This is a genomic window from Coprobacter fastidiosus, from assembly GCF_030296935.1.
In the GTDB taxonomy this organism is placed as follows: domain Bacteria; phylum Bacteroidota; class Bacteroidia; order Bacteroidales; family Coprobacteraceae; genus Coprobacter; species Coprobacter fastidiosus.
On sequence record NZ_AP028032.1, the window covers coordinates 2153037 to 2177993 of the forward strand.

Annotated in this window: 24 protein-coding genes, 1 tRNA gene and 2 pseudogenes; 13 read left to right on the plus strand and 14 right to left on the minus strand. The window is 38.2% G+C overall.

The annotated features are described in order from the left end of the window. Positions 1-61 precede the first annotated feature (61 nt). Both QUE35_RS08510 and QUE35_RS13705 read right to left on the minus strand, forming a co-directional pair. Positions 62-466, minus strand: a complete 405-nt coding sequence (locus QUE35_RS08510) for a hypothetical protein (RefSeq protein ID WP_031258142.1) — start codon at positions 464-466, stop codon at positions 62-64. A 13-nt stretch (positions 467-479) separates the two neighbouring features. Then, positions 480-1065: pseudogene (locus tag QUE35_RS13705) on the minus strand (phage integrase SAM-like domain-containing protein); the annotation flags it as partial. Between the two features lie 273 nt (positions 1066-1338). Between QUE35_RS13705 and QUE35_RS08520 the strand changes: the two are divergent. The 4 genes from QUE35_RS08520 (at position 1339) to QUE35_RS08535 (ending at position 3999) form a co-directional block, all read left to right on the plus strand. After that, positions 1339-1692, plus strand: a complete 354-nt coding sequence (locus QUE35_RS08520) for a helix-turn-helix domain-containing protein (RefSeq protein ID WP_022599928.1) — start codon at positions 1339-1341, stop codon at positions 1690-1692. After that, complete coding sequence (locus QUE35_RS08525) at positions 1679-2413, plus strand: ImmA/IrrE family metallo-endopeptidase (protein WP_022599930.1); 735 nt, start codon at positions 1679-1681, stop codon at positions 2411-2413. The genes QUE35_RS08520 and QUE35_RS08525 overlap by 14 nt, the downstream gene beginning before the upstream one ends. Further along, complete coding sequence (locus tag QUE35_RS08530; RefSeq protein WP_022599931.1) at positions 2376-2900, plus strand: hypothetical protein; 525 nt, start codon at positions 2376-2378, stop codon at positions 2898-2900. The genes QUE35_RS08525 and QUE35_RS08530 overlap by 38 nt, the downstream gene beginning before the upstream one ends. A gap of 142 nt (positions 2901-3042) precedes the next feature. Then, positions 3043-3999 (plus strand): O-antigen ligase family protein, encoded by a 957-nt coding sequence (locus QUE35_RS08535; RefSeq protein WP_147404875.1) that lies wholly within the window; start codon positions 3043-3045, stop codon positions 3997-3999. Between the two features lie 11 nt (positions 4000-4010). On the opposite strand, the gene QUE35_RS08540 is transcribed toward QUE35_RS08535, so the two are convergent. From QUE35_RS08540 to QUE35_RS08550, 3 genes are read right to left on the minus strand one after another with little or no spacing between them, the layout of a single operon-like run. Then, on the minus strand, positions 4011-5384 hold the full coding sequence (locus QUE35_RS08540; RefSeq protein WP_022599935.1) for a hypothetical protein: 1374 nt from the start codon (positions 5382-5384) through the stop codon (positions 4011-4013). A 5-nt stretch (positions 5385-5389) separates the two neighbouring features. Then, positions 5390-5950, minus strand: a complete 561-nt coding sequence (locus tag QUE35_RS08545) for a hypothetical protein (RefSeq protein ID WP_022390615.1) — start codon at positions 5948-5950, stop codon at positions 5390-5392. A 4-nt stretch (positions 5951-5954) separates the two neighbouring features. After that, complete coding sequence (locus QUE35_RS08550; protein WP_022599937.1) at positions 5955-6671, minus strand: glycosyltransferase family 2 protein; 717 nt, start codon at positions 6669-6671, stop codon at positions 5955-5957. Between the two features lie 322 nt (positions 6672-6993). Between QUE35_RS08550 and QUE35_RS08555 the strand changes: the two genes are divergently transcribed. Next, positions 6994-7572 carry a GNAT family N-acetyltransferase gene (locus tag QUE35_RS08555; RefSeq protein WP_009318227.1) on the plus strand — a complete coding sequence of 193 codons (579 nt, stop codon included), beginning with the start codon at positions 6994-6996 and terminating at the stop codon, positions 7570-7572. Positions 7573-7635: 63 nt separating this feature from the next. Further along, complete coding sequence (locus QUE35_RS08560; protein ID WP_009318228.1) at positions 7636-8151, plus strand: hypothetical protein; 516 nt, start codon at positions 7636-7638, stop codon at positions 8149-8151. 262 nt (positions 8152-8413) lie between these two features. Here the strand turns inward: QUE35_RS08560 and QUE35_RS08565 are convergent, their stop codons facing one another. Further along, positions 8414-9211, minus strand: coding sequence for an HNH endonuclease (locus QUE35_RS08565; protein ID WP_022599938.1), 798 nt, complete (start codon positions 9209-9211; stop codon positions 8414-8416). 119 nt (positions 9212-9330) lie between these two features. Here QUE35_RS08565 and QUE35_RS13750 point away from each other — a divergent pair. After that, positions 9331-9493: pseudogene (locus tag QUE35_RS13750) on the plus strand (recombinase family protein); the annotation flags it as partial. Here the strand turns inward: QUE35_RS13750 and QUE35_RS08570 are convergent. Then, positions 9459-9542 (minus strand) — tRNA-Leu (locus QUE35_RS08570). The pseudogene QUE35_RS13750 and the gene QUE35_RS08570 overlap by 35 nt on opposite strands. A 220-nt stretch (positions 9543-9762) precedes the next feature. Between QUE35_RS08570 and QUE35_RS08575 the strand changes: the two genes are divergently transcribed. Then, entirely contained in the window at positions 9763-10839 is a 1077-nt protein-coding gene (locus tag QUE35_RS08575; RefSeq protein WP_031258145.1) for a mannose-1-phosphate guanylyltransferase, read from the plus strand. A 93-nt stretch (positions 10840-10932) separates the two neighbouring features. Here the strand turns inward: QUE35_RS08575 and QUE35_RS08580 are convergent, their stop codons facing one another. From QUE35_RS08580 to QUE35_RS08605, 6 genes are all read right to left on the minus strand, one after another. After that, entirely contained in the window at positions 10933-12294 is a 1362-nt protein-coding gene (locus QUE35_RS08580; protein WP_022389872.1) for a TIGR00341 family protein, read from the minus strand. A gap of 4 nt (positions 12295-12298) precedes the next feature. Further along, positions 12299-13798, minus strand: coding sequence for a lipopolysaccharide biosynthesis protein (locus QUE35_RS08585; RefSeq protein ID WP_022599943.1), 1500 nt, complete (start codon positions 13796-13798; stop codon positions 12299-12301). An 11-nt stretch (positions 13799-13809) separates the two neighbouring features. Beyond that, the gene (gene ruvB, locus QUE35_RS08590; protein ID WP_009318232.1) at positions 13810-14832 is read right to left on the minus strand and encodes a Holliday junction branch migration DNA helicase RuvB; all 1023 of its coding nucleotides are present in this window, start codon (positions 14830-14832) and stop codon (positions 13810-13812) included. Between the two features lie 111 nt (positions 14833-14943). Next, positions 14944-15690, minus strand: a complete 747-nt coding sequence (locus tag QUE35_RS08595; RefSeq protein ID WP_022389874.1) for a lipopolysaccharide kinase InaA family protein — start codon at positions 15688-15690, stop codon at positions 14944-14946. A gap of 75 nt (positions 15691-15765) precedes the next feature. Beyond that, positions 15766-16848, minus strand: a complete 1083-nt coding sequence (locus tag QUE35_RS08600) for a glycosyltransferase family 9 protein (RefSeq protein WP_022599945.1) — start codon at positions 16846-16848, stop codon at positions 15766-15768. Further along, entirely contained in the window at positions 16835-17440 is a 606-nt protein-coding gene (locus tag QUE35_RS08605) for a DUF4254 domain-containing protein (protein WP_022389876.1), read from the minus strand. The genes QUE35_RS08600 and QUE35_RS08605 overlap by 14 nt, the downstream gene beginning before the upstream one ends. Positions 17441-17586: 146 nt before the next feature. Between QUE35_RS08605 and pdxB the strand changes: the two genes are divergently transcribed. Then, positions 17587-18714 (plus strand): 4-phosphoerythronate dehydrogenase PdxB, encoded by a 1128-nt coding sequence (pdxB, locus tag QUE35_RS08610; RefSeq protein ID WP_022599947.1) that lies wholly within the window; start codon positions 17587-17589, stop codon positions 18712-18714. Here the strand turns inward: pdxB and purN are convergent. Next, positions 18709-19284 (minus strand): phosphoribosylglycinamide formyltransferase, encoded by a 576-nt coding sequence (purN, locus tag QUE35_RS08615; protein WP_022599949.1) that lies wholly within the window; start codon positions 19282-19284, stop codon positions 18709-18711. The two genes, pdxB and purN, sit on opposite strands and share 6 nt — an antisense overlap. A gap of 688 nt (positions 19285-19972) precedes the next feature. On the opposite strand from purN, the gene QUE35_RS08620 reads away from it, so the two are divergent. The 4 genes from QUE35_RS08620 to QUE35_RS08635 all read left to right on the plus strand — a co-directional run bounded on the left by QUE35_RS08620 (position 19973) and on the right by QUE35_RS08635 (position 24741). After that, the gene (locus QUE35_RS08620; RefSeq protein WP_009318239.1) at positions 19973-20209 is read left to right on the plus strand and encodes an acyl carrier protein; all 237 of its coding nucleotides are present in this window, start codon (positions 19973-19975) and stop codon (positions 20207-20209) included. A 17-nt stretch (positions 20210-20226) separates the two neighbouring features. Beyond that, positions 20227-21489 (plus strand): beta-ketoacyl-ACP synthase II, encoded by a 1263-nt coding sequence (gene fabF, locus QUE35_RS08625; RefSeq protein ID WP_009318240.1) that lies wholly within the window; start codon positions 20227-20229, stop codon positions 21487-21489. Positions 21490-21526: 37 nt separating this feature from the next. After that, positions 21527-22363 carry a ribonuclease III gene (gene rnc, locus QUE35_RS08630; RefSeq protein ID WP_009318241.1) on the plus strand — a complete coding sequence of 279 codons (837 nt, stop codon included), beginning with the start codon at positions 21527-21529 and terminating at the stop codon, positions 22361-22363. A gap of 323 nt (positions 22364-22686) precedes the next feature. Further along, the gene (locus QUE35_RS08635) at positions 22687-24741 is read left to right on the plus strand and encodes a C10 family peptidase (RefSeq protein ID WP_022599951.1); all 2055 of its coding nucleotides are present in this window, start codon (positions 22687-22689) and stop codon (positions 24739-24741) included. The last annotated feature ends 216 nt before the right edge of the window (positions 24742-24957 follow it).

The following is a 24957-nucleotide window of genomic DNA, read 5'->3' on the forward strand; positions in this document are numbered from 1 at the left end:
ACATATTTTTTATTTCATAACTCGTTTAAGAATCCGTCTAAGAGCCTATTTAATTCTGTCCTCAAAAAAAACGTATTCCGTCTTTATCGGTAAACGTAAATATTCTCTCTTCAACACCTCCGGTAAGACACTTCAGCCAATACAACGCCCCGGCAGGCACATCTTCATATTCCACATTATAATCCTCAGCCCGTTTTATCCCCAACGATTCCCATCCGTCCATACCATAATAAAACAGTTCATAGACAGAGCCCGGGAAAACCGAATTTCCGTCATTTCGAGGCACACATACGATCCGGGTTATCCCGACAAGACTTTTCAGATCGATTACCATTTCTTTCTTATTATCTCTTACATAGCGGACATACGTCAACGGGGCACGATCGGTACTTTTTTTAAAACAAGAGTCTGTCGGCACGCAACCGACCGCATGTCCTTTTTCATCATATACAACAATCTCGGACAAATCGGCAACAGGTTTGCGGCTCTTTGATAGCTCCGGCTCTCTTTGCTTCATTCATCAAAGTACGAATATTTCTCATGTGCATACCGATTGTAGAAACGTTTCTTGTCTTTGACCAAAGTTTCTCGCATTTCTGCAACCATTCAACGGTAATGGCACTGAACGGAATATCTTTACCTCCAACTTCTTCAACCATGACTAAAGTACATTTAAGAATTGCATTGTTCCGATTCTATCTTCGCTTTTCAATTCCTCAATTTTTGCTCTTATGGCACTATTTAGAGTGTCTCCGGTTGCTTTTCCAAAACGTAAATTGAGCGTATTGAAGGAGAGAATGTTCTCTTTTCTACCAGTGCTTCAATATTCATCCGGACTAAAGAAAAACTGCTTTCAATGGCTTGTTTGATTTTCCTGCTTTCAAACGATTTACTATCCGGCAGCTTATTCCATTCTTCTTTTGTCATACAAAGGCCAATGGAATAATATTTTGGCTTCTTCTAATAATAAACCTTGATTTTAACAGGATATTTACCCTCCTTGTTGATTGTACGTGCATCCAGTACCGTAGACACTACGACACCATCTTTAGAATAATTGAACATGATTTTTAGTAATTACATGCAAGCGGAATTGCCTGCAATAATCTATATATCCATTTTTTAAGGGAAATATAAACGGTTTCGAAACATTTTGAAGTCTTTTGAATATTGGTTTTGAATGATTTAAATGTTATCTGAATAAGTTAAAACATCATTCATGTGTATCTATTTAGGAAATCATCTAAATAACTATAAATAAGCAAACTTATCGTGGCAATATTTGTATATATAATAACTTATAGGTAATTTTGCCACAGAAATTAAAGGAGAACACTCATGAAAACGATTAATCAAATTATTGGAGAAAATCTAAAGAAAATTAGAGAGTTATCCGGTTTTACGCAAGAGAAGATAGCTAAATCCATTGGGATTGAGCGTTCTGCATATAGTAATTATGAAGGAGGCATAAGGGAAGTTCCGTATGATATTTTAGAAAAACTATCAAACCTATTTGGTTGTGAGCCTTTTATTCTGTTTGAAGATAATGTCCAAACAGATAATGAGATTTTGGCTACGGCTTTCAGAATTTCCGATTTAGAAGATGACGATTTGAAAGAAATAGCCAATTTCAAGGATATTGTGAAATCATACCTTAAAATGGAACGAATAGCCCAAAATGAAGTTGAATAAATTTATTATAGAAAGACAAGTTTCAGAGTTTCGCACAGATAATGGGCTTAGCTCGTCCGAGCCTATTACATTGAAGAGTCTGCTCCTAAAGTTAAACGTACTTACTATTTTCAGACCTCTGTCTGAAAATTTTTCTGGTATGTGTTTAAAGGATAATTCCGGACACCGTTTTATGCTTATCAATTCTAACCAGCCACGAGGAAGACAACATTTTACGATTGCTCACGAATTATACCACTTATTTATAGAAGAAAAACCAACTCCACATAAATGTAATCCAGGACACAGCAAAAATAAAGTAGAACAATACGCAGATATGTTTGCTTCTTCCTTATTAATGCCGGAAGCTGGAATTTGCCAGTTAATACCGGAAGTAGAACTAAATACCAGAAACATTTCCATAGCAACGATTTTAAAGCTCGAACACTATTTTTCTGTTTCTCGTTCAGCTCTGCTATATCGATTATTAAACATTGGCCTCATAACTGAAAATACACGTTCCCAGCTTGCAGAGATAGGAGTAAAACACTCTGCAAGATGTTTCGGATATGACATTGCTCTATACGAACCCGCAAATGAGGGGTTAGTTATCGGTGATTTTGGAGAAAAGGCACGTAGTTTATTCGATAAAGAAAAAATTTCAGAGAGCCATTATATGGAATTACTCAGTAAAATAAGTATCAATGGGACACAAGAAAACGAAAATAGTACTCGATGCTGATGTGATTATCCATTTTATAGAAGCGGGTAACTTTTCATTATTACCGGATATATTCCCCGAATATGAATATATAGTACTGGATGTGGTTTACAATGAAGTTTCAAAGAATAATAAAACGAAAAAATTCATAGACAACTATCTTCACCATTTTCCAAAATTGAAACAAGAAACATTTGCTCCAAAAGGAGAATCAATAAAAGAATATTTTTCATTGCAACGAGTATTGGGAAAAGGAGAGAGTGCCTGTATGGTATATTGTAGGGACAATAGAGATGTATTGGGGAGTAGTAATTTAAGAGATATAAAGGACTACTGTTCAAAGAACTGCATAACTTATTTAACGACTCTTGATTTTCTATATTACGCTTATTGCAAAAAGAAAATGACACAACAAGAATGTACTAAATTTATGCAAGCTGTAAACGATGCAGGAAGCAAACTTCCTATTATTGACATAACCCAATATACATGTACCGTACAAATCTAATTGCACACAATTTGCACACATCTTAAGAAAATAGAAAAAAACAAGAGAGATTATTTGAAAAAGAAATACTACCTTTAGTCTTGAAAATCAAGGAGTATGAGCCTGAAAAGAAACAAAGATCAAATTGTTAAAAATCAATCATTTGCGACTCCTGATCTGGAGAGTATGTTCGGAAATGATCTGTCATAAGCCGTTCTCAGGATACGGAACTGCATCATTCGGACAGGATTATATGCTGCACCAAGCGCACTATTTCGAAACGCATCCCGACTCGCGCTTTTCTCAAACTGCCGATGATACGGTCTACCCTTTCAATGAGTTTCTACATATATTGGTAGAACTCGGAATCCCGGGATTATCGGCAATCGGAGTTTTTTTACTCTCTCTATTTTTATCCCGATCGAAAAACGGGACAAAACGGATTTTAAAAGCCGGATTAATCACTTATTTATGCTTTTCGTTGTTTTCCTATCCGAATTCGGTCTTCCCTCTATTTGTCCTTTTCGGAATATTTTCGGGATGCATCGAGAGCCGGAAGGTATTTAAAATACCGGTATCCGCCTTGACAACGGGAAGCCTGCTAATTCTATCGGTTCTGGTCTGTTCCGTTTCAATTCGGGAAATCAGATTTTATTATAACGGAGCGAAAACTCTCGAAAAATTTTTCACGGGAAACAGTTCGGAAGCGATTTTATTTTCAGACCGACATTATGAACAGCTAAAATATAGCGAATCATTCAACAATATTTACAGCATGTGGCTGGAAAAACATCCGGATATAAAAAAGTTGCCGAGACTGCCGGCGGGATGCAACAATTATTGCAATATAGGAAAAACATATATGCTCTCTGAACAATACGACTATGCAGAAGAATATTTGAAAACAGCGTCTTTTATGGTTCCCGAGAAAATAACTCCCAACTATTTGTTATGGCAAAACTCATTACAAAGAGGGGACACGACGAACGCAATTACCATTGCCGAACGGATATTGAAACAACCTTTAAAAGCAGAAAGCACTTATACTCTCCGCGTCAAAAGCGAAATACGTAGATTTTTAGAAACCGAACAGGGAAAAACACAAGTTCCTGCCCAATAAATACTTAGCATCTATCTGAGCGCTAAATATTTTTCCAACTTATCGAATCCGGTCATTACAATCTTATTCGTCACCGTAAAGAACCATACGCAAGGGACAAAGCAGAAAAGGAAACGCTTGGCGGAATAAGCCAAAACATTTTCTATCGTATCCCATTTATAATCGATCTGATATAAAATAATCACATAGAACAGAGATGCCAACAGAATCATAGATAACAGACGAAGGTTATCACGTGTCTTTATCACATTCCGGATATTGACAAGCAGCGAAAGAAGAGCAGCGGAAAACGACCAGCCGTAATAATAATTATTGACATAAAGATTTTTCATATAGTTATAGATAGTCTCGACCTTCTCCCCATCCCAAAAAAGGCGGACAATGGCTATACCTTCGGCATACAGTCCGTTCAGTTTCATAAACAGACTCCAAAGCAAAGCGGGAGACAATGACAACAAAACCGGCAATAAGTCTTTATACTGTTTTCTTCTGAAAGAGTCGTAACTGACAACACAAAGTGCAGCACCGATAAATACGATTCCTTCGGTACGTATCCAAATATTCAATGCCAGCAAAAGGGAGGCCAGATACAGGTCTTTCCGCTCACGATACCGAAACCAGACGGCAAGATATATGACTCCCAAAGAAGCGGTTACGGCATGTATGACGTTTGTCCCCGAAAGCGAAGAGAAACCAAGCATATCGGGAGTTATCAACATAAAGAAAGTGGCTATTACAGCGCCTGTACGGTTAACTACCCGGCATAAGACCGCATAAAAAGCAATCAGGAAGAAAAGATACATCAACCCCGGAATCAACTTCGACATGGGTGCTCCCAATAAATAAACATAGGCATAACTGAGCTGAACCATAGGAGTATAGGTAATATAACTTCCCGGTCGGTGTATAGACGGCATATAATCTCCCTGAAATATGGAAAGGCCTTTTAACGTATGCTCTTGGGAAATGATGTACCCGATCGTATCGAACCCCGAAAGACTGTCCCGGTCATAAGTAGGGAAATAGACACACCGGGAGAAATTCATATATTCCAAAATGATAATGAGGAGAACAAACAGCAGCCATACCAGATTAAAACTGGAGAAATCGAAAGAGACCGGTTTCCGAATCTCCTGAACAAGTTCTTTCCGACGGAAAATCATCGGGAACGAAAGCGATAGGATGAGCAAGACACTCGCCACTAAAATCGAGACTCTTGTAAGCGGAATACCGACGGCATCCATCAACAGCATCAACAAAGTCTGCAAAGCTATACCTATCGGGAAAGAGAGTCCCAGTTTCTCGATCAAACTGAACTTCAATGATATAAGATTAACCGTCACAAATCCTGTCAGGAATGAAAGAAATATACCAAACGATACCATAATGCTTATTTGTTTTCAGGTTTCTTAATCGGTAAAATACCGTTTTCGAACTTTTCCACTTCATAAGGGACATATTCAAATCCTTCACCGTTTACAATGGCGACATGGGTAATCTCATCGACATAATGGCTTTTTCCGAAATCAAAAGGGATAACCAATTTTCGGGGATAAAGGAAGCGGAGTGCATATATTTTATTCGATATCTCAGCCGTAAAAGGGCTCTTCCCTTTTGTAAAAGCTTCTGAAGAAGGCCATAAAATAACCGCATTCTCCGGTGTATGTTCCCGAGTATTTTTCAGATACATATAATTAGCCCCGAGCTTTATAGACATTCTACCGTCATAATTAAGGTTCGGATATTTCCTGACAATTTCCATATTTTCAGGAAGCATCGTAAAGCATACCCAGTTATAGGTAGGCTGCAAAACCATGACGACCTTCAATAAAAACAACGTAAGCGCAACAGCTACGATATTCTTAAACAACCATCTGGAATAAGCCGGTTTCACGGCTTTTCCGTTTATTTCCGTTTTCGGGCTTTTTACTGTTCTTTCCTTACTTCCCATAATATCACCTTATCCGATATTTCAACAAAACCCAGATCGCCTCAAGGCCATCTGTCCATTTTATTTTTTTCCCATCCTCCATAGATCGAGGAGTATAGCTTATTGCCACCTCTTTTATCTTATATCCTTTTTTTAAAACTTTAGCCGTTATTTCCGGACAAAACTCAAAGCCGGTGCAGTCAAGAGGTATCGATTTTAACAAAGACGACCTGAACATTTTATAACACGTCGGTTCGTCGGTCAAGACCTGCCCGTACAACAAACTCGCAATAAACGAGACTAAACGGCCTCCCCAATAAAATGCCGGATAAGAATGCCGGTTTTGCCTATTCAGGAAACGAGAACCGTACACAACCGAATATTCACCGGAATGCAAATAAGGCAAAAGCAAAGAATAATCGTGCGGATCATACTCTAAATCGGCATCTTGTATAATCACATACTCTCCGGTAATATGTTTTATCCCGGTACGGATAGCCATCCCTTTTCCCCGATTTATATCATGAACGACATATTTTATCGGAACTTCCGGATGTTCCCGGATAAATGATTCGACAAGCATTCCGGTCTCATCGGCAGAACCGTCATCGACAACCACGATCTCCTTTTTTATTTCGAACGGCAATAACACCGACAAAACCCGAGTCAAGATATGACAAATGGTCTTTCCTTCGTTATACGAAGGAATGATCACCGACAAAGTTTTTTCATGATCTGCCATAGACAATAACTGTTTCAGAACATATCTCCGTTCGGACCGACTTCTAATCGTGTCACGGTATAATTGCACCCTATCTCAGAATGAGAAAACAAAGTTATGATTTTTTCTTTAAGTAAATAAATTTAATTTTATATTTCAACAGATCAAAACTATGTTTAGGATTACGCATAAGGGCATTTGACAAACTCTCAATCAGGACTTTGCATATATAAAAAATTTCAGACTTTTCTTTGTTATAGAAATAAGTCTCTATTCATACAATAAACATGTAACCTTCAATTTATATTTTTGTATATTTACGAAAATATAAATATACGTAAAAATGAATTGCTTAAAAACAAAACGATTGATATTAAGGCATTTCACGGAAAAAGATATAAATGCTCTATTCGCCATTTTAAGTGATAAAGATGTAAACACGTTTCTCCCCATGTATCCTTTGAGAAACATAGAAGAGACAAAAAGATACTTTCAATATATAAAAAATTATATTCAACAGAAAGGACTCTACTATGCTATTTGTCTTAAAGAAGACAATATACCTATCGGCTGTATTCATGTAAGTGCTGACGACAGTCATGATTTAGGATATAGCATCAAGAAAGAGTTCTGGCATAAAGGGATTTGCACCGAATCTTGCTTGGCAATAATCGATATGCTGAAACAAACAAATATCCCCTATATCACAGCTACACATGATGTAAATAATCCGAGAAGCGGAAAAGTAATGAAAGCCATAGGCATGACATATCAGTACTCTTATGAAGAACTGTGGCAACCTAAAAATTTTCTGGTCACATTCAGAATGTACCAACTAAATTTTGATGGACAAAAAGACAGAGTATATAAAAAATATTGGGATAAATACCCCAACCATTTCATAGAGGAAATGCCTTTATAATGATGAGATCGTTGATAAAAAGCATAGCATAAGATTTGAAATTTCAGATAACCCAAAAGATTTATGATTATTCTTATTGCAGGAGATACGCATACGGGAAAGACCTTATTAGCGCAAAAGTTGCTGGGAAAATATAAATATCCCTACTTTTCGATAGACCATTTGAAAATGGGAGCTATTAGAAGCGGACAATGTAAATTGTCAACTGATAGCAATGATATGGAATTAACCAATTATCTGTGGCCGATTGTCAAAGAAATAATAAAGACCTGCATCGAGAATTCGCAAAACCTGATTATTGAAGGATGCTATATTCCTTTCGGCTGGGAAAATGACTTTACTGATGAATATAGAAAACAGATAAAATACGTCTGTCTTATATTCAGTCAGGAATATATACGACAAAATTTTCAAGATATCTTGAAATATGAAAATGTTATAGAAAAGAGGCAAACAACAGATATAATCTTGAAAAATATGAACAAAACTAATAGATATAACCTGGAACAGTGTATGTCAAGAAAATACAATTACATTCTAATTGACAAGAGCTATTTAATAAATATAGATGACATATAATATAATCCATTGGTGATGAAGGGTATTCCCCATATAAAAGAAAAAAACTTAATGTAATTATTTTATTCCTAAGACACGTGGAAACAATCTGGAAAACCTATAAAAAGAAAGAAGTCAAATGATTTACATTTGACTTCTTTCTTTTTTCGTACCAAGACCCGTTCTGTTCTCGAACCAATTTTTACACAATTTGGATTTGATTTGGGAATTAAGAAAATGGATACCTAAAACCTAGAGTACAATCTATGCAGTATTGATACTTCTATAAACGCATTTCAATTTTATCTTTGAATACATGTTTATTGTGATATTCAAGATATTTCTTATTTTCTTCGAACAAATTAATTCTCATATCACTATTAATCCCTAATAATTCAATATCTTTTAGTTCTTTAGACAACAAAATTTTGCCATTATTACAGTCAAAAGTTATCAAGCCTTTATCAAATAATCTGTCCAAAGTTGGTGTTAACAACAGACCATTAAATTTATCCAATCGTTCGAAATTATTTGAGAATCTCCATGGTTTTATATGTGATGCTATCAATAATTCTCCATTAGAATACCCCGTTACACAACATTTTTTCCAAAGTTTAAGCAGATTTAATCTAAAAATCCCTTGTCCCCTCCGACAAAGCACTATAGCCTCAATATTAGTACTTGATAACTCTACACCTTTATAAATATCTTCTATTACCTCGACCCTAAAATCACTAATGGGAACAAAAATATTAGGCTTTTTTAATCGTTGTAGTTTGTACTCCGTATCTATATTTGTCAAATCATGTACCAAAGAATTATAATACATCTTTCCTATAGGGGTTATAGACCATTCATATCTATTTAATGCGTCTATCTCAACCAAATGTTGCCTAACATAAGCTAACTCATTTCGCCATCTTATTTCTTTACGGGATACCAAAAGTTCTTTATCTACATCCTCTAATGCAATCAAATCATTTTCAATGATAAAGTCCAAAACTTCTTTTTTGTTGGAATTACCACCCAAATTCAATATTGCATATAATAATAAAATCCTATTCTCTAATTCTTTTGTCATAAAGCGATATGTTTAAATTGTATTCAAATATAATAGAAAACAACAGACTTTGTTACAATCTAGTGCATTTTCCTGTTATACAATATCTCAATCTTTAAATTACCTTCTTTTTTTCTACGTTTGATGAGAATGTATATCGAACCAATTCTTAAAATAAAAGACTCGACTTAATCTATCAGTGAATCAAATAGTTGCGAGGGAGTAGAAAAGAAAAGCGGAGAGAGTATTTCTACTTTCCCCGCTTCAGTACCCAGAGCCGGGATCGAACCGGCATGGAAGTGAATCCACTGGTGTTTGAGACCAGCGCGTCTACCAATTCCGCCATCTGGGCTTTTAGACGGGGCAAAAGTAGATATTCTTTTTGATTGTGGCAAGCTTTTCAGACTTTTTTTTCAAAAAAAGGATATATATAGATTTGTAAAGAAAAATATTAGTTACTTTAGCAAACGGTATAAATACAAAATATATTTCGGAATAGAATCGGACAAATAAATGAAAAACAGCATTTAATCTGTATTTTATTCGCCCAACCGACACAAAAAAGCTATAGTATGAAAAATAGATATTGTATCATTATGGCTGGCGGAATCGGAAGCCGATTCTGGCCTGTCAGCCGAACAAACCGCCCTAAACAGTTTTTAGATTTTTTCGGAACCGGACATACTCTCTTGCAACTGACCTATGATCGTTTCCGCAAAATTATTCCTCCCGAAAATATCTTCATCGTAACGAACGAACAATATGAAGGTTTGGTAAAACAACAAATACCGGATGCCGATGATAAACACATTTTGTTAGAACCCCAACGAAGAAATACAGCTCCTTGTATTGCTTGGGCAGCATACCGCATACAGTCTATCGATCCGGAAGCCAATATCGTAGTAACCCCGTCAGACCATCTTATTCTCAAAGAAGATGCTTTTGCGGAATGTATCGATAAAGGATTAGAATTTGTAGAAAAATTTCCGGCTCTTCTTACATTAGGAGTAAAACCCAACCGTCCGGAAACCGGATACGGATATATACAGATCGGAGATGAAAGTAACGGAGATATCAACACCGTTAAAACGTTTACGGAAAAACCCAATCAGGAATTGGCTGAAGTTTTTGTAGAAAGCGGAGAATTTTTCTGGAACTCCGGAATATTCATCTGGAATGTGCAGACCATTATTAAAGCGTTCCAACGATATCTTCCCGAAGTCTCGGCTCGATTCGAATCTGGAATCGGAAAATTCAATACATCTGAAGAAAAAGAATTTATTCAGGAAAATTTCCCCGCTTGCCAAAACATCTCCATAGATTTCGGACTGATGGAAAAAGCATCGAACGTATTTGTTCTCTGCGCCGATTTCGGATGGGCAGATGTAGGGACATGGGGATCTCTTTATGATATTTCGTCTAAAGATAAAAACGGCAATGTAAATCAAGAAGGAAAATCTCTCATTTATGAAAGTGATAACAACATCATTGCTGTTCCGAAAGATAAATTGGTCGTCATCGAAGGCTTAAAGAACTATATTGTCGCCGATTCGGACAATGTATTGCTCATTTGCAGAAAAGATGAAGAAGAACGTATCCGACAGATCGTGAATGATGCAAAAGCAAAATTCGGGAACGAATTTATTTGATAAATGGTCCTATAATTTGTCAATTTGAATTTATAACATAAAACGGCAGATTCTTGTAGAAAGGACCTGCCGTCTCTATATAGAAGTAATGAACTATTCCATCACTATCTTTATACTCTTTACAGCCAGTCTTGCCTCAAGCCATCGGACAAAACGCGATTGTTCCGCTTTCGACATAGGTTTCGCATAGCGTACCACAGCTAACGTCATCGTATCCAGTTTTCCGGTTTCTACACTACTGAATACAGATTTCGTAACTGCAATATTTTCAACTAACGGGAAAAGGACTTTAATCTCGGGTGAAATTGCAACACCTATCGTATCATACTGCTGATAACGAGACACGACTGTCCGCAAAGAATCGACTTTCTTATTCAATAAAGCAATCTGCTGCTGATTATCCTTATAAATATCTTGAAACATCATGCTGTTCAGGCTCTTCAAATCAATCTCCTTATTGGATGCAAATCCTTGTGAAAGGATCAATTTTGTACCGGCTAACCCATATTTGGGCAGTCGAGACTCGATCGCCAATATCGAATCTTTCGAAAGTTCTTGTCCTATAAGAGAAACCCGAATAACTTTCTGTCCGCTCTCAAATGAAGCCGTTTTACTTAAAACCTGAATATCAGGTAAATTAAACTGCTGATTCACAAACTGGAATGCAGATGTCTCGAAGTAATTCTGACGTATCATATTATAGGTAATGATCACGCTCGGTGTCATTGTAAGGAGCAGAATAGAATATACAATACGTTGTACGGTTTTCTCACGGTCTTTATCGACAAACTGCTTTTTAGAAAACTTCATTGCTTTTACTCCCATTGTCGTTGCAAAAGCAATAAAAACAGAATTGATAAAGAACAGATAAAACGCTCCGAAAAAATAGTGCATATTTCCATTGGCCAGGCCGAAACCTGCCGTACATAAGGGAGGCATCAAAGCCGTAGCAATAGCCACTCCCGGAATTACGTTTCCCTTTTGTTTGGTAGCCATGGCTACAATGCCTGCCAATCCGCCAAAAAGAGCAATCAACACATCATATATCGTCGGGGATGTACGTGCCAGCAATTCCGACCGGGCTTCATTCAACGGAGAAATCAAAAAATAGAGCGTAGAGGTCAATACACTGAAAATAGTCGCCACACCTAAATTCCGAAAAGACTTTTTTATCAATTCGAAGTCATTGATTCCAAGTCCCAATCCAATGCCCATTATAGGACCCATTAATGGAGAAATCAACATCGCGCCAATAATAACCGCCGTAGAGTTTGTATTAAGCCCTAAAGAAGCAATAAAAATGGCAAAAATAAGTATCCATATGGTAGAGCCTTTAAATTCTATCCCTTCACGGATGGCCTCGACTGTCACCTGTTCACTTTCTCGGTCCTGACTCTGGTCTAAATAATGCCCCAAAAACTGCCTGACAGCAAGAAACGACTCTTTAAAAAACATATCCTCACTTTTTTATCAATTTATTTATCAACGGAATCTCTTTTATCGGCAAATCCCGTTTTACCATATAAACAACGAAAACAGATAAAAGTGCTGTACGGAACAATAATTTTAAAACCAGATTATCTATATCCACCCATATCGCAACAGCATATAAAACAAGAGTCAATACCGCATAACGTCCCATCGAGGGCAAGTCGTATTTAATCGGGTATTTTTTTTGTCCTATAAAATAGGAAGCCATCATCATCGAGAAATAACAGAAAAAAGCAGCCCATGCACATGCCATATACCCGAAACGAGGGACGAACATTATATTTATAGCCGCCGTAACAACAAACCCGAATAAAGAAAACCAAGCCCCCCATTGCGTCTGGTCCGTGAGCTTATACCAGAGAGAAAGATTAAAAAATATTCCGAAAAACAACTCTGCCAACATAACGATAGGAACGACTTCGATGCCTGTAAAATACTCCTTCGGCATAAGAAAACGTACCAGATCCAAATAAAACATCACCCCCAAGAATATGAAGAGTCCGAAAATAACAAAATACTTCATCGCATCTGAATAGGATTTTTTATTTTCATCTCCGGATTCTTTGTTTTTTGCAAAAATAAACGGTTCATAAGCAAAACGAAACGCCTGCGTAAACATAACCATGACAATAGCTATCTTATAAGCCGCACCGTATATTCCCAACTCAGACATCGCATTAGGCCGGGATTCCGCCAGCAACGGATAAAACATTTTATCAAATGTCTGATTCATAATTCCGGCAATACCCAATATCAACAACGGGAATGAGTAACGAAGCATACGTTTCCAGATCACCGCATCAAAACGATAACGAATCTTAAATATTTCGGGAATCAACATCAATAATACAGCTCCCGAACTGATCAAATTGGAGACTAAAATATAGCCTACCATAAAATCAGGATCAAAAAACCATGAAATCAGGGTGGGATTAGTTTTGTATATCCACGGACACAATAAGAAAAAAAACAGATTCAATGCGATATTCAAAAATATAGAAAAAAGTTTAAGCGCGGCAAAGCGTATCGGACGTTTCTGATAACGCAAATAAGCAAACGGCAAAGCGGTAAAAGCGTCTATTGCGATTATCAATGCCACCATCCAAACATAATCGGTATGAGCGGGATACCCCAACCATGCAGAAACCGGTTTCAAAAAAATAAGCACCAATATAAAGAACAAAGACGATGTGGATGCTAAAGAAATCAGTCCGGTAGTATATACTTTAAGAGGGTCTTTATACTCCTTATCATTGGCAAAACGAAAAAATCCGGTTTCGAGTCCATAGGTCAGAATAATCAACAACAAAGCCATATAGGCATATAAATTTGTAACTATCCCGTACTCTGCGGTAGTTTTTAGTGCGTTAATATACAAAAAAACAAAGCACCAATTCAAGAAACGCCCCAAGATACTGCTCAATCCGTATATCGCAGTATCCTTGGCAAGAGTTTTCATTCCGGACATAAATAATCGTTTTAAAATAAAGAACCCTGTTCCGAGAAACGGGAACGACGCAAATGCGTATATGCCAAATCGGTCACTTCCCGCCCACGTGGAGTCCGTTTAATAAATCCTTCTTTAATTAAATACGGCTCATAAACTTCTTCAAGAGTACCCGGATCTTCGCCTAAAGCAGTAGCTATAGTCGTAAGCCCCACAGGTCCGCCCTTAAATTTATCGATAATCGTGATCAGTATCTTGTTATCGATTTCGTCCAATCCATATTGGTCTATATTCAAAGCCTCCAGAGAGAACTTGGCAATATCTATCGTTATCTTTCCGCTACCTTTTACTTGTGCAAAATCCCGCACACGGCGTAATAAAGCATTTGCTATACGGGGTGTTCCCCGACTACGCATGGCAATCTCATCCGCAGCTTCGATCGTACAAGGGACTTGCATAATCGAGGCAGAGCGTAAGACGATACGACTCAATACCGTATGATCATAATATTCAAGATGGCAATTAATGCCGAATCGAGCACGTAAAGGACTGGTCAACAACCCGCTTCGGGTAGTAGCTCCGATCAGAGTAAAAGGATTCAAATCGATCTGTATAGAACGAGCGCTCGGACCTTTATCGATCATAATATCGATACGATAGTCTTCCATAGCGGAATAAAGATATTCTTCTACTACGGGACTCAGCCGATGTATTTCATCGATGAAAAGAACATCGTTAGGTTCTAACGAAGTCAAAATCCCGGCCAAATCTCCGGGTTTATCCAATACCGGTCCGGAAGTGATTTTAAATCCCACACCTAACTCATTCGCCACGATATTCGAAAGAGTTGTCTTTCCCAATCCGGGAGGCCCGTGCAGCAGGACATGATCTAAAGCCTCTTCCCTCATACGGGCAGCCATAACAAAAACCCTCAGATTCTCTATAATTTTATCTTGTCCGCTAAAATTATCAAAAGTCAGCGGACGAAGGGCTTTTTCAAACTCCCGTTCATTTTCAGAAATATTTTGCTCTCTTATATTAAAATCAGATTCCATATACAGGCTAAATGTTTCATACTTTCGAAAAACAAACTTAGATATTTATTTCGGGACAAACGATCTTTATGAAAAAGTATCTGGTTAAACTTCAAAACAAAATCGTTAAAATCAAGAATCTTTGCGCATTTTATTTTTCAGGGCCGCTTTTTTAGCTACTTTTTCCCAAAACTTTCTCTTATAATATAATGCTGTTTCCACTGAAGAAGCAATATCCCAGCCCCGAAGACGGGAATATTCGGTAACAATATACGAAGTTACTTCATCACTCGGGCTGATTCTATCAAAATTACGAAGACACTCCTTTTTCGTCAGCTTGCCAAAACGCATCCTGTTCAAATCTACCAAACTAAAGTGCACGTCATCTCCGACTTGTTCATAAAGGACATTTCCCGGAGAATAATCCAGATGCAAGATTCCCGACTCATGAACTTTTAAAGTAAACTCGGCAAACTTGTCGAGGATATATTCACCCGACCCTATCGAATTATAAAAGTCACGCATCATTCGAGGATAATTTTCCATTTTACTTATAAAATATCCTTGATAAAAAAACAGACCTTTTTTTACTTCTATATAGGCTATCGGTTCAGGAGTGCGTATTCCTTTACTCAAAAGAAACATAGCATAATCATAAGCTCTCTTCGCTTTACTAGGGCGAAAAAAAGCATAGATAATACGGTTGATACAAATCGGAACTTTATAGCGTTTCACTACAACATCGATATCTTGTACCCTGAATTTCTTAATTTGATTACGGGCCTCATAAATCATATCCCCCCCATTACTGAAATCAGAGGGAAGTTGCTTTATAAAAAGTGAAAGTTTCGAATAATCCGGATTAATTACAATATTCATATCACCGAGTTAAAACTCTTCTTCGTTAATTCTATACAAATATACCTATTTTCTTGAATATAGCTTTTTACAAAACTATTTTTGGGCATATATTTCCTTTTTTATCTTATCCGCTATCTCTTCAGGAGAAATTTCATTTAAACAAGCATAATCATTCCGCCAACAAGGACGATTTCCAAATATCGAGCATGGACGACAGGGTAAATCGAGCTGAACAACATTATCCAGAGATTGTCTCCACCCTAAAAAACCCGCATAGGGATGAGTCGCACCCCAAACAGATATAACCGGAAGTCCGACTAAAGAAGCCAAATGCATATTTGCAGAATCCATCGAAACCAACAATTTCAAATGACTCATCAAGGCCAATTCTCCGGAGAAACCCAGTTTCATATCCGTTAAAGAAACAACCTTATCCGGAAAATCAGATGCCCATCGGTTTAAAACCAAAGACTCTTTTTCCCCTCCGCCGAAAAGAAATATTTTATATTCTCCCGTTTTTGCCAACATCGATATTAGTTGTTCCATCTTTTTTTCCGGATATATCTTTCCTTGATGTTTTGCAAATGGCGCTACACCTATACAGTGCTCCTCAGAAGAGAACTCCGATAATAAGATTTCCGGTAAAGCGGCTTTTTGCTTTCCATAAATCGAAACGAAATTTTCAGGAAAAGAAAAGCCGAGTTTCCTGAACACATCCGTATAACGATGAAAGGATGTAGGTAATTGCCGCAACTTTTTATGTCGACGTGCCGTAATTTCACATTTAGCAATTCGCCCCTTATTTATATGAATACTTTTCACACCTGAAAGACGCAATAATGCGCACAATAAACGTGAACGCAAAACATTATGAAGATCAGCTATCCCGTCAAAAGATAACGCCCGAAGCTCTTTATATAGTACATAAATACCTTTTATCCCCCTATGCCGTCCCCGAATTTCAGCCGGATAAATCTTCAAATTATCCGGTCGGTTTATGAATATCCGAGATATCACAGGAGTAGTCAGCATTGTAAAATTCACATCGGGATAAGCTTCACACAACGAGTAAACCACCGGAATAGTCATCGCAACATCTCCCAATGCGGAAAGCCGAATAATCAAGATATTTCTTAATGGTCGGGGGAAAATCACAGAACAATTATTTTTTACCATATAGCACCGGATTCAGGGCCGGATCATTATACATTTTCATTTGCTTATATACTTTCATATATTTCTTCCCCGACTCAATATCAAGTAAAAGCTGATCTATCGCAGAAGACAAATCGATTCGTTGCTCAAGCAACACCCGCAATTTTTCACGGCACTTTTCTATATGTTCCGGAGAAGCGTCACGGCGTTCTACCTCCTGCTGCATATGATAAATCTTAAGGGCCAGAATAGAAAGTCGATCTATTGCCCATGCAGGACTTTCGGTATTGATCTTTGCATCTGCTTCCACCTTTACATTCTTATACTTATCCCAGAAATAACTGTCTATCAATTCGACCAAATCGGTACGATCCTGATTCGACTTGTCAATACGGCGTTTTATCTGCAACGCTTCTGAGGGATCGATAGCCGGATTGCGAATAATATCTTCCAAATGCCACTGGACGGCATCGATCCAATTTTTCAGATACAAATAATAATCGATTGTTTTTTCTTCAAAAGGATTCTGAATCTCAGCATCCACGTCATCTATATTGTGATAAGCCAATGTGGCATTCCAAAATATCCGGTTACTTTTTTCACTAAAAGTCATATCGAGTCTGTTATTGTATAGTTAAGTCTACAAACATAACAATTGTTTCATAAACGAACAATCTTTCGGACAAATAAATACGGTTTAACGCCCTTTACCGAATACATACCGAAAAAAGAGTTAATTTTGTACCATTTCCCGTAGATATGAAAAAGAATATCAATATTATTATCGATAATAAAATACCTTTCATCAAAGGTATTCTCGAACCGTATGCAAACGTTAGATATTTACCCCCTTCGGAGATAACAAAAGATCAAGTAAAGGATACTGATATTTTGATCATACGCACTCGTACACGCTGCAATGAAAATCTTCTTTCAGGAAGCCGTTGCAAATTTATCGGTACGGCAACAATCGGATTCGACCACATCGATACCGAATATTGCAAACAAAACGATATCGAATGGAAGAATGCGCCGGGATGCAATGCCTCATCGGTCGGGCAATATATATTAGCATCTTTGCTTCTGCATGCAGAACAAAACAATTATTCGCTTAAAGGGAAAAAGATCGGAATAGTCGGTGTCGGTCATGTCGGTTCGATAGTCGCTCACCATTGCCGAACTATCGGGATGACTGTTTTGCTCAATGATCCGCCTCGGGCAAATACGGAACAAAACGGTACTTTCGTTTCTTTAGACACGATTGCCGAAGAATGCGATTTTATCACTTTTCATACACCGCTTAATCGCACGGGGATATACCGAAGTTTTCATCTGGCCGACAATAGCTTTTTCAAAAAGTTGAGAAAGCAACCCGTTATCATCAATTCTTCCCGAGGAGAAGTTGTCGATAATAAAGCCTTATTAACCGCATATCAAAAGAAAGAAATATCGGATATAATCATCGATTGTTGGGAAAACGAACCGGATATACTTCCTGAATTACTTGAGAGCGCCTTTATCGCAACACCTCATATTGCCGGCTACTCAGCCGACGGAAAATCGAATGCCTCCCGGGCTATGGTTCGGGAAATATCCCGAATACTCGGGATCGAGATCGACACCTCAAAAATAACACCTCCGCCAGCCCCTTTTCCGGAAATAGATCTAAATGTATGTTCGGGAGATCCGATAACGAATGCCGTAATCGCGTCATACGATCCCCGAACCGACACAACCAATTTGCGTTCCGCACCTGAACAATTCGAAAATTTACGCGGGAATTACGGACTTCGTCGAGAATTCGGAGCATATAAAATCATGCTTTCCGCATCCGAAAAAATTCCGGTTTTAAAAGAATTAGGGTTCATTAGCCCCTCAAAATCATAGTCGTGAGACAATATCCTCAATTATCCGAGGATAAAACTCATACTCCAATCGGTGCACTTTTCGAGCTACATCTTCATAAGTATCAGCCGGATCTACCGTACATTTTTCTTGATGAATAATAGCCCCTGAATCATAGTGTTCGTTTACATAATGTATCGTTATACCGCTTTCTTTCTCTCCCGCCTCGACAACAGCTTTATGAACATGATCTCCATACATACCCTTCCCACCGAAACGAGGTAACAACGCAGGATGGATATTTATAATTGCACCGGGATATGCCTGAATCAAATACTTCGGGATCTGCAATAAAAAACCGGCCAAAACGATAAAATCGATATGAAAATCCCGAAGTTTTGTCAGTACATAATACTCCGATTCAGAAAACTCCTTTTTCGTAATGATAAGTTCAGGAACTTTCAATAACCGGGCACGCTCAAGGACATAAGCATCCGACCTGTTAGAAACAACAAGGGAAACTTCAATACTCTTCGATTTGGAAAAATATTGAATAATGTTCTCTGCATTAGTACCCGAACCGGAAGCAAATATGGCAATGTGTGTATTCATTTTTCATTCTATCATTTCAAGTCTTGACAAAACTACAAAAATTTATAAAACAGCCGAAGAAACGATACAATTAATATAAAGGAGCAGTCAAACTCTATCAAGAATACAAGCCTCAATTATTCTGATAGACATCAATATGCCGGTACTCGACAAATACGGAACGACAAAAAAATCCGTGAAATATCTTCATCAGCTCCAATCATTGCCGTAACAGCACCGAAGATGAAGATAAGATCCTAAAAAGCGGATTCGACGGGTACACGTCAAAACCTATCACTATTAATACCAATTACATTAAAAGATAAAATTGTCGATCTATTGACAAATCGAATTCTATTTATTTAATTATGTATCGAAAGATGTTCTAAACGGCAAATAAAAATGCGAAAAATATCCGTTTTCTTCCCTAAAGTCAGTATAGAACAATTCATTGTCCGTTCTATTTTTCCATTGAAAATTGAAAGTTCAAAGAAAAACGGCACAGGAAATCATTATCAAAAAGGATAAAATGAACTCAATTTTTATCTTCAGAGAGCCATCAAGAGGCAAAAAATTGCACAAACAGACTAAAAGTGTGCAGTTTTTTTGATTTTATACAGTAAATATTTTTTTTGTTTGGAGAAAAATGTATTTCTTTGCACAGCAAAAATAAGAAGTAAATTTATTAATTAACTAAAAACTGGAAGTTATGTCTGAAATTGCATCAAGAGTAAAAGCAATCATCGTTGACAAATTAGGAGTAGAAGAATCTGAAGTTACACCAGAAGCAAGCTTCACAAACGATCTTGGAGCAGATTCTCTTGACACTGTAGAATTGATCATGGAATTCGAAAAAGAATTCGGTATCACGATTCCTGATGATCAAGCAGAAAAAATCGGAACTGTTGGCGATGCTGTATCATACATCGAAGCTAACGCGAAGTAACTGAATACTCTACTTTTATGGAATTAAAAAGAGTTGTTGTAACAGGTCTGGGGGCAGTTACGCCATTGGGACTCAACGTTGATGAAACTTGGGAAGCCCTGTTGAATGGAGTAAGTGGTGCCGGACCTATTACTCATTTTGATGCTTCACAATTCAAGACACAGTTTGCTTGTGAAGTAAAAAATTTCGACCCTACACTTTATCTCGATAAAAAAGAGGTGCGCAAATTCGACCGATATGCGCAATTTGCTGTTGCTGCAGCAAAAGAAGCTGTCGGAGATTCGGCTTTAGACCTTGAAAAAGTAGATAAAAACAGGGTGGGAGTTATATTTGCTGCCGGTATCGGTGGTATACGGACTTTTGAAGAAGAAGTCGGCGGATACTTTACCAACATAGAACGCGGCCCTAAATTCAATCCGTTTTTCATCCCTAAAATGATTGCCGACATCGCTGCCGGTCATATCTCTATGATTTACGGATTTCATGGTCCTAACTATGCAACGGTTTCGGCTTGTGCATCATCTACTCATTCCCTGATCGATGCATTCAATAATATTCGTTTAGGAAAAGCCGATGTTATCGTAACTGGTGGAGCTGAAGCAGCAATATCCGTAGCAGGAATCGGTGGATTTAACGCAATGCACGCCATTTCGACCCGCAATGAAGATCCCCAAACGGCATCTCGCCCATTCAGTGCTAGCCGTGACGGTTTCGTTATGGGAGAAGGCGGTGTTTGCCTTATACTCGAAGAATTGAATCACGCTTTAGCTCGTGGAGCAAAAATATATGCAGAAGTTGTCGGTGGCGGTATGTCTGCAGACGCCTATCACTTGACAGCAACTCACCCTGAAGGTCTCGGAGCAAAATTAGTTATGCAAAATGCCCTGAGTGATGCAGAGATGAAGCCTGAAGAAGTAGATTATATTAATGTACACGGTACATCGACACCGGTAGGCGATATATCGGAAGTTAAGGCGATCAAATCTGTATTCGGAGATCATGCTTATGAGCTGAATATAAGTTCAACCAAATCGATGACCGGACACTTATTAGGTGCAGCCGGAGCTATTGAAGCTATGATTTGTGTAAAAACCGTTGAAAATGACATCGTTCCTCCGACAATAAACTTTACCGAAGGAGATGAAGATCCGGAAATTGATTACAAATTGAATTTTACATTCAACAAACCTCAAAAGAGGACTGTTAATGTAGCTCTGTCCAATACTTTCGGATTCGGCGGTCATAATGCAAGCATCATCGTAAAGAAATTCAAAGGATAACGTGTTTCTGAACTTTTATAAAAGAATACGGCTTTTTGTGCAAAAGCACAAAGGGCCGTATTCTTTGTTTTATCAAATACTCGGATTCTACCCCAATAATATAAATTTATACGAACAGGCATTTGTCCACCGTTCATCGGATATCCGTACCCAAGAAGGGCAACGAATCAACAACGAACGATTAGAATTTTTAGGGGATGCAATTCTCGACGCAGTTGTCTCAGATATCCTGTTCAATAAATTTCCGAATAAAAAAGAAGGCTTTTTATCCAATACACGATCAAAAATCGTAAAAAGAGATACACTGAACGACATTGCCATAAAAATGGGATTGGATAAACTCGTACAGACTTCTATCCGGACAAATACTCATAACAATTATATTTACGGCAATGCTTTCGAAGCCTTCATCGGAGCTATATATCTTGATCAAGGGTATGAAACATGCAAAACATTTATCCAAGACCGCATAATCGCACCTTATATAGATTTATCGGTAATTGCACGGAAAGAAGTCAATTTCAAATCAAAATTGATAGAATGGGGACAAAAAAACCGTATCGATGTATCGTTCTCTCTCATCGAAGCCTTTACTGACAAAGAAAATAATCCCATATTTCAGTTTCAAGCAATTCTCGCCGGAAATCCATGTGGAATAGGGATCGGCTATTCTAAAAAAGAAGCTCAACAAAATGCAGCACAAATAGCCTTAACTCGTGTAAAAAACGACCAAACATTCGCCCAATCAATACTTAGTGCACAAAAAAAACAGGAATTAAATCTTTCAGAAAAAGAAAATAACGAAAATTTTAGAGAGCAATTCTCCTTATCTTTTACAAACCACGATTCTCCAGATAAACCTCACGAATCTTAAATAACTTTATTTAATTAATAAAGTAAAAAAACATTTACTTAAAACTGGTATTATAGGCTCATAAGAACTGTCTGAATTTTCTAATAAGCGAACATTATCAGGTCATTTTTACGTTTTCTCCCGACAAAACTTTTATACCGACCTTAATTTTGATCCAGAATTAGCCAATATCGAAAACCATAATAATATAGAAATCAATATTTCAAACTACCTTGTTAATCTCAATTTTAATTCTTATATTTACCAAGCATGATTAACATTACAAAAATCAGATTTGTACACAACTGCATACACATCATACTTAACCCTAATACCCCAACAAAATGAAACAGATTTTACAAAAACTACTGATTGTAACTTTTTTACTCGCACTTACACAGCTATTGCATGCCCGTAAAATTGAAGTTACCGACGCTCTATCAACGGCTAAAAATTTTATTGCTAATACTGAATACGGCAAAATACGACAAAAGGCTATTGCCACAAACTTGGAACTCGTATACACCGAGAGCGATGCCAATGCTCCTCTCTACTACGTGTTCAACATAACTGGAGGCGGTTTTGTCATTACCGCTGCCGACGACCGCGCAACAGAGATACTTGCATACGTAGACAAGGGTTCATACAATCCCTCAACACTGCCCGCAAACATGCGCTGGTGGCTTGGCGAATACGCCCGGCAAATAAAGGCAGTATGCTCCATGCCGGAAGTTACAGAGCAAACACACGCCGCTAAAGCCGTAAAAACAGAAATAAAGCCCTTGCTCGAAACCGAATGGTCACAAGAAGCCCCATTCAATCAACTTTGCAGTTACAATAATGGTACAAGTATCTCACCCGCTTTAACCGGATGTGTAGCCACCGCAATGTCGCAAATCATGTATTTCCACAAATGGCCCGAAAAGGGCACGGGATCGTACAGCTACGACTACTCGATAGACGTAAACGGCAAAGAAGTACAGCAACACAAGGAAAGCAACTTTGCTGAGCACACATACGATTATGCAGCCATGATACCCTCATACCGTTCCGGCTACACACAACAGCAAGCCGATGCAGTGGCTCTTTTGATGTTCGACTGTGCAATTAGCGTAAATTCGCTTTTCAATGACACAAACATAGGCACAGCCGGCGCATCGAACTGGGCTGTTTATTCATTTCAAGATTACTTTGGATATGCAAAAACAGCAGCAGAGATAAGCCGCAGCAACATTACTAACGATGATGAATGGGAAACGCTTGTATACAACGACTTACAAGCAGGACTTCCGATTTTCTACTCCGGTAATGACGATAGCGGCAGCGGACACACGTTCGTTTGCGATGGTTACAAAGATGGCCTTTTCCATATTAATTGGGGATGGGAAGGTACTTTTAACGGATACTTTGCCCTATCGGGTAGCGATGCCCTCAATCCTTATACCGGAGCAGGACTTCACGGTCAAGGCTACCATAACGACCAGCGTATTATAACAGGACTAAAGCCGGCTAAAGCCAGCAGTGGTGTTGTTGCACAAGACGCCATTACCATTTCGCAAAACTCGGCAACTCGCGGTGATGAACTATTCGTTTCGGGAAACATGATAAATATCTCCAACACCGAGGAAGTTTACATGGGATTAGAATTGACTGATGTAGCAACGGGTGAGAAAATTATAGCGGGTATAACCGACTACACCTTTGCTCCGGGTAACCGTTTCAGCGCATTGCTACTGAACACGAGCGATATTGTAAAGAACGGCACATTCGAAGTATGGCCGGTTTACCAAATAAGCGGCACCACAGAATGGATACGCATAGAAGCGGCTACGGGTCAGAACAAAGCACCGCAACTTACCATTTCGGGCAAAACACCGACAATATACGTAACCGCACCTATCAGTTTCGAACACGGGAATTTCACATCTATAGAAAACCTCAAACTTTATGTAAAACTGCAAGCTCTCGAGAACGTAAGTAACATAGAATTCCGCGCATATTTCAAGCAACCTTGGGACGGTCAGACCGGAGCTACATTGACCGGTACTGTTGCTTCACTGGAAAACGGAGACATAACCACCCTTGTCCTCACACCGCTCGGCTCTACGGCCAATCTGCGACAAGAGATACCTTACTCGCTCGAACTATACTTGTACGAAAACGAACAGAATGTCAAAATTCCGATTTCGAGCAATACCAAGATTAACAACGCTATGATTGTAAGCGCAGAAAAAGAAGAAGAACTCGGTATCGAGAACGTAACGACCGACAATACCATAGTAGACGTTTTCACGATTGACGGTGTTTTGATTCGTCACAAAGTAAGCAATGACAGAGCTTTGGAAAACCTTCCTAAAGGCATATACATTGTAAACGGACGCAAGATGTTGGTAAAATAACGTTCGTACGCACTACAAAGAAGAGGCTGTCCAAAAATTCAGGCTGAATTTGAGATGGCCTCTGTTTTTTATTTCAGATTTAAATTGGGATATTCGGTAAATGGAAAAAGCTCGGTACAATACCGAGCTTTATTCCGATCTAAGAGTGTATTTCAACAATGTTTAACCATAACTTGGGGACACATCAAAGTGTCAACACCCCTATTCTTATTTTAC

What these genes read in the sequence shown, in the direction of transcription:
- QUE35_RS08595 (WP_022389874.1), bottom strand. Translation starts at nt 15,690, where the DNA reads ATGAATATTGTAATTAATCCGGATTATTCGAAACTTTCACTTTTTATA.
- QUE35_RS08575 (WP_031258145.1), top strand. Translation starts at nt 9,763, where the DNA reads ATGAAAAATAGATATTGTATCATTATGGCTGGCGGAATCGGAAGCCGA.
- QUE35_RS08635 (WP_022599951.1), top strand. Translation starts at nt 22,687, where the DNA reads ATGAAACAGATTTTACAAAAACTACTGATTGTAACTTTTTTACTCGCA.
- ruvB (WP_009318232.1), bottom strand. Translation starts at nt 14,832, where the DNA reads ATGGAATCTGATTTTAATATAAGAGAGCAAAATATTTCTGAAAATGAA.
- QUE35_RS08525 (WP_022599930.1), top strand. Translation starts at nt 1,679, where the DNA reads ATGAAGTTGAATAAATTTATTATAGAAAGACAAGTTTCAGAGTTTCGC.
- QUE35_RS08540 (WP_022599935.1), bottom strand. Translation starts at nt 5,384, where the DNA reads ATGGTATCGTTTGGTATATTTCTTTCATTCCTGACAGGATTTGTGACG.
- fabF (WP_009318240.1), top strand. Translation starts at nt 20,227, where the DNA reads ATGGAATTAAAAAGAGTTGTTGTAACAGGTCTGGGGGCAGTTACGCCA.
- QUE35_RS08560 (WP_009318228.1), top strand. Translation starts at nt 7,636, where the DNA reads ATGATTATTCTTATTGCAGGAGATACGCATACGGGAAAGACCTTATTA.
- QUE35_RS08580 (WP_022389872.1), bottom strand. Translation starts at nt 12,294, where the DNA reads ATGTTTTTTAAAGAGTCGTTTCTTGCTGTCAGGCAGTTTTTGGGGCAT.
- QUE35_RS08545 (WP_022390615.1), bottom strand. Translation starts at nt 5,950, where the DNA reads ATGGGAAGTAAGGAAAGAACAGTAAAAAGCCCGAAAACGGAAATAAAC.
- purN (WP_022599949.1), bottom strand. Translation starts at nt 19,284, where the DNA reads ATGAATACACACATTGCCATATTTGCTTCCGGTTCGGGTACTAATGCA.
- QUE35_RS08520 (WP_022599928.1), top strand. Translation starts at nt 1,339, where the DNA reads ATGAAAACGATTAATCAAATTATTGGAGAAAATCTAAAGAAAATTAGA.
- QUE35_RS08585 (WP_022599943.1), bottom strand. Translation starts at nt 13,798, where the DNA reads ATGTCCGGAATGAAAACTCTTGCCAAGGATACTGCGATATACGGATTG.
- QUE35_RS08600 (WP_022599945.1), bottom strand. Translation starts at nt 16,848, where the DNA reads ATGGTAAAAAATAATTGTTCTGTGATTTTCCCCCGACCATTAAGAAAT.
- QUE35_RS08620 (WP_009318239.1), top strand. Translation starts at nt 19,973, where the DNA reads ATGTCTGAAATTGCATCAAGAGTAAAAGCAATCATCGTTGACAAATTA.
- QUE35_RS08555 (WP_009318227.1), top strand. Translation starts at nt 6,994, where the DNA reads ATGAATTGCTTAAAAACAAAACGATTGATATTAAGGCATTTCACGGAA.
- QUE35_RS08605 (WP_022389876.1), bottom strand. Translation starts at nt 17,440, where the DNA reads ATGACTTTTAGTGAAAAAAGTAACCGGATATTTTGGAATGCCACATTG.
- pdxB (WP_022599947.1), top strand. Translation starts at nt 17,587, where the DNA reads ATGAAAAAGAATATCAATATTATTATCGATAATAAAATACCTTTCATC.
- QUE35_RS08550 (WP_022599937.1), bottom strand. Translation starts at nt 6,671, where the DNA reads ATGGCAGATCATGAAAAAACTTTGTCGGTGATCATTCCTTCGTATAAC.
- QUE35_RS08530 (WP_022599931.1), top strand. Translation starts at nt 2,376, where the DNA reads ATGGGACACAAGAAAACGAAAATAGTACTCGATGCTGATGTGATTATC.
- QUE35_RS08565 (WP_022599938.1), bottom strand. Translation starts at nt 9,211, where the DNA reads ATGACAAAAGAATTAGAGAATAGGATTTTATTATTATATGCAATATTG.